The sequence below is a fragment of the Pseudomonas sp. genome (genome assembly GCF_049645325.1).
GTDB lineage: Bacteria > Pseudomonadota > Gammaproteobacteria > Pseudomonadales > Pseudomonadaceae > Aquipseudomonas.
This window is the reverse complement of sequence record NZ_JBARTQ010000194.1, coordinates 1-3,583: the sequence shown is the minus strand read 5'-3', so window position 1 is coordinate 3,583 and position 3,583 is coordinate 1. Positions and strand designations below refer to the sequence as shown.

Below are 3,583 nucleotides of genomic sequence, written 5' to 3'. Positions count from 1 at the left end.
GTGTTGGCTGACACACCACTATCGCAGGCAAGCCCGCTCCCACATTTTTTGATTGCATTCCACATGTAGAAAGCCCCGGGATTCCGGGGCTTTTTGTTTAGAGCGTCGAACGCACGCGCCACAACTCGGGGAACAACACGGTGTCGAGCATCTTGCGCAGGTAACCCACGCCTTCGGTGCCGCCCGTACCGGGCTGGAAGCCAATAATCCGCTCCACCGTCGTCACATGCCGAAAGCGCCACTGACGGAACGAATCCTCCAGGTCGATAAACTTCTCGGCCAACTGATACAAATCCCAATACCGGCTCGGGTCGCGATACACCTCGCGCCACGCCGCCTCCACGGACTCATCGTGAACCGTGGCCGCTGTCGGGTCGCGCTCGGCGCGTTTGGGGTCAATCGCCAAACCTGCCTTGGCCATCAAGTTGACCGCCTCGTCATACAGCGACGGCGTAGCAATCGCCACTTTCAACTCGTTCAACAACTCGGGCCGATGGGCATGCGGCCGCAACAGCGCTGCGCTTTTATTGCCGAGAATGAATTCAATCTCGCGGTACTGAAACGACTGGAACCCCGACGACTGCCCCAGGTACGGGCGGATCGCCTTGTATTCCGATGGCGTCATGGTCGCCAGCACCGCCCAGGCATGCACCAGTTGGTCGAAGATCCGCGACACCCGCGCCAGCATCTTGAACGCCGGCGGCAGCTCACCCAACCGCACATGTTCGCGGGCGGCCTTGAGTTCGTGGAGCATCAATTTCATCCACAGCTCCGAGGTCTGGTGCTGGATGATGAAGAGCATTTCGTTGTGGTCCGGCGACAGCGGGTGCTGGGCGCTGAGGACTTTGCCCAAGTCCAGGTAATCGCCATAGCTCATGGACTCGGAAAAATTCAGTTCGGCGTTATGCCATTCTTCAGGTGGCTGGTAATCAGGTGAGAACGGACATTGGCTCATCGCGTGGGCTCCTTGAGCGGGCGGAGAATGGCGCGGACCGGGCTCGCGTCGAGGTTGGCAAAGCGCAGCGGCAGCGCGATCAATTCATAGTCGCCCTCCGGTACGTCATCGAGCACGATGCCTTCGAGAATCGCCATGCCATGGCGGGCCACGGCGTTGTGGGAATCCATGGTCTTGGACTGTTGCGGGTCCAGCGAGGGCGTATCGATACCGATCAGGCGCACGCCCAGGCTGGCGAGCAGCTCAATGGTTTGCGGCGCGATGGCGGTGAAATTCGGATCCCACTCGGTCAGCGGCGCCTGTGGATAAGTACGCAGCAGCACGCGCTCCGGCAGGTTATCCACACGCCCTTCGAGCTGATGCGGCTGCACCAGGGCGCCACTGCCCAGGCAATGCAGCACCCGGCACGGGCCCATGTACACGTCCAATGACACCTCGCCAATCGGCGCGCCGTCCGCGCTGTAATGCAGCGGCGCATCCACATGGGCGCCGGTGTGCGGCGAAAAGGTCACGCGCCCCACATTCACCGGGCACTCCGGACCGAACTGCCACACACGCTCTTCCTGAAACGGCGTATCGCCCGGCCAGGTCGGGGTTGCCGCGCTCAAGGGCGGGCTGATGTCCCACCACGTTTTTATTGGGTTCATTTCAAGGCTCTCACTCGTTCTGAAGTGAATGATACGAGGGCCGGCTGCGAATTTTCTTGCGAATTCCTGCGTCAGACGGGAAATCTTTCGTACTTACTGCGAGGAAATGGCGGATTCACGCTTGGAAATTTCGTCTGGCGACAGCCGCTCAGACACTGCAGATCCAGGGACTGCAGGGTGCCTGGGGAATCGCATCGGCCTGCGCTTCTGGGCATCCCGATGTCGAGTTCAGACCACCGATACAACGCCCGAGGCCTTAGGGTGCATCTTTGCATTCCCTGCCTCGGAGCCAACATGTCCAAGCCCATCACCGTACTGCGCGACACCCACCCACTGCCGGTCCTGGATGCCTGCAAATGGGAAAAACTCGAAGGCGACCCGCACACCGTCAACCTCAACGCCTACACGAGCGAAGACGGCAGCAAAATCATGGGCACCTGGATCTGCACGCCGGGCAAGTGGTACGTGGAATACGTGAAATGGGAATACTGCCATTTCCAGGAAGGCTACTGCGTGATCACCCCCGAAGGCATGGCACCGATTCACTTGCGGGCTGGGGATATCTTCGTGGTCGAGCCGGGGATGAAAGGGACGTGGGAAGTGGTCGAGACGGTGCGTAAGTATTTTGTGTTTGCTTGAGTTGGCGATCAGCCGAGCACATAAACATAAAAACCGCCCTAAAGGCGGTTTTCAATAGCAGGGGTCAGCGGCTCTCGCCAGCCAAAGGGCCCGTTGGCTCCATGCCCTTGCCGTGCTCGATAGCAACGGTGAAAAATCTTTTTTGATTGGCAGACATCGCTCCGCCACGTTTTTTCGCCTCGGCAGAAAAAGTCTCAACGTAGTGCGTGGTTTCTTTCTGGGTGGTCGCCTTCATTGTTCAAGCCTCTGTAAGCCTTGCCTGTACGGCCAATACTAGGTGCGCTCGACTGAAATCACAAGACGCCGTTTTTTGTCATAACCAAAGCCTAGTCGCTCATAAGTCGGCACTACGTCAGGTCTGGGCTCCTGGATTTCAATGCAGCAGCAGCCAAGGACGCGGGCGTATGTGTCAATTGCACTCAGGGCCAACGCAGCGATCAAGCCTTTCAAAGGATGCTCACGATCAGGGCTGCCTTCAAGGAGCACAATTTTGATCGTGACGTTACTGTCACGCGGCGTGGCGTAACAAAGACCGCATAGCTGCCCGTCATGCCAAATAGACAGATCGAAGCCTTTTACATCCATGGCTTTCCATTCATGAACATCCTCCCAAGGAAATTGTGCATCGCCTCCCCAAAGGTAAAAAGCCTCAACCGCATGGGCATCAATAACATCGAAACGGACTTTTGAAGCATCCAGAGACTGATCGCCCAGCTTGCCCCACTCATTAACGAAGGAGGCCAGTGCTGATTTTCTCGATTGAGACTGGAAGACCACGTATTTGAGAGCGTTCGAATACCGACGTGCCATAACGATCAGAGTCTTATGAGGGCGGTGGAAGAATCACAAGGTCGCATTAGCGCGAAAGGGCGCAAACCATAGCAGGATCGGGTGTAGCCTTGAGCCAACGATGAATTCAAGATTTTTCAGGCGCGTTCAAGATCACATTATGGAATCGACCCATGGCGGCTGACATCGACAAACAGAAAATCGTCATCTTCACCGGCTCCGGCATCAGCGCCGAAAGCGGCTTGGATACGTTCAACGACGAAACCGGTCTGTGGATGAATCATCGCATCGAAGACGTGGCAACCCCCGAGGCGTGGCGTCGGCACACGAAAGAAGTATTGACGTTCTACAACGAACTGCGCAAAAAGGCGTGTGCCGCACAGCCCAATGCTGCGCACCGTGCAATCGCGGAGCTGGAGTCCCGATTTGACGTAGTGGTGATCACGCAAAATGTCGACAACCTGCATGAGCGCGCGGGCTCTACGTGCGTCCTGCACCTCCATGGTCAAATCAATCTGGCGCAGAGTACGATCGACGACCAACTGACTTACGC

General features: G+C 57.3%; 6 protein-coding genes. 2 read left to right on the top strand and 4 right to left on the bottom strand.

Features of this window, described 5'->3' with window-relative positions:
* Window positions 1-97: 97 nt before the first annotated feature.
* Both kynA and kynB read right to left on the bottom strand, forming a co-directional pair.
* On the bottom strand, window positions 98-955 hold the full coding sequence (kynA, locus tag WBB95_RS08545; RefSeq protein WP_424487182.1) for a tryptophan 2,3-dioxygenase: 858 nt from the start codon (window positions 953-955) through the stop codon (window positions 98-100).
* Entirely contained in the window at window positions 952-1,602 is a 651-nt protein-coding gene (gene kynB / locus WBB95_RS08540; protein ID WP_424487181.1) for an arylformamidase, read from the bottom strand. The genes kynA and kynB overlap by 4 nt, the downstream gene beginning before the upstream one ends.
* Before the next feature lie 294 nt (window positions 1,603-1,896).
* On the opposite strand from kynB, the gene WBB95_RS08535 reads away from it, so the two are divergent.
* Window positions 1,897-2,241, top strand: coding sequence for a cupin domain-containing protein (locus WBB95_RS08535; protein WP_003194115.1), 345 nt, complete (start codon window positions 1,897-1,899; stop codon window positions 2,239-2,241).
* Window positions 2,242-2,305: 64 nt separating this feature from the next.
* On the opposite strand, the gene WBB95_RS08530 is transcribed toward WBB95_RS08535, so the two are convergent.
* A complete protein-coding gene (locus tag WBB95_RS08530; protein WP_424487180.1) occupies window positions 2,306-2,476 on the bottom strand; it encodes a hypothetical protein in 171 nt (56 codons plus the stop codon).
* A 38-nt stretch (window positions 2,477-2,514) separates the two neighbouring features.
* Entirely contained in the window at window positions 2,515-3,051 is a 537-nt protein-coding gene (locus tag WBB95_RS08525) for an N-acetyltransferase (RefSeq protein WP_424487179.1), read from the bottom strand.
* A 152-nt stretch (window positions 3,052-3,203) separates the two neighbouring features.
* On the opposite strand from WBB95_RS08525, the gene WBB95_RS08520 reads away from it, so the two are divergent.
* Window positions 3,204-3,583: SIR2 family NAD-dependent protein deacylase (locus WBB95_RS08520; RefSeq protein WP_424487178.1), on the top strand; the 380-nt coding region annotated here is incomplete at its 3' end.

Coding starts and splice junctions, on each gene's coding strand:
- kynA (WP_424487182.1), bottom strand. CDS start 955: ATGAGCCAATGTCCGTTCTCACCTGATTACCAGCCACCTGAAGAATGG.
- kynB (WP_424487181.1), bottom strand. CDS start 1,602: ATGAACCCAATAAAAACGTGGTGGGACATCAGCCCGCCCTTGAGCGCG.
- WBB95_RS08535 (WP_003194115.1), top strand. CDS start 1,897: ATGTCCAAGCCCATCACCGTACTGCGCGACACCCACCCACTGCCGGTC.
- WBB95_RS08530 (WP_424487180.1), bottom strand. CDS start 2,476: ATGAAGGCGACCACCCAGAAAGAAACCACGCACTACGTTGAGACTTTT.
- WBB95_RS08525 (WP_424487179.1), bottom strand. CDS start 3,051: ATGGCACGTCGGTATTCGAACGCTCTCAAATACGTGGTCTTCCAGTCT.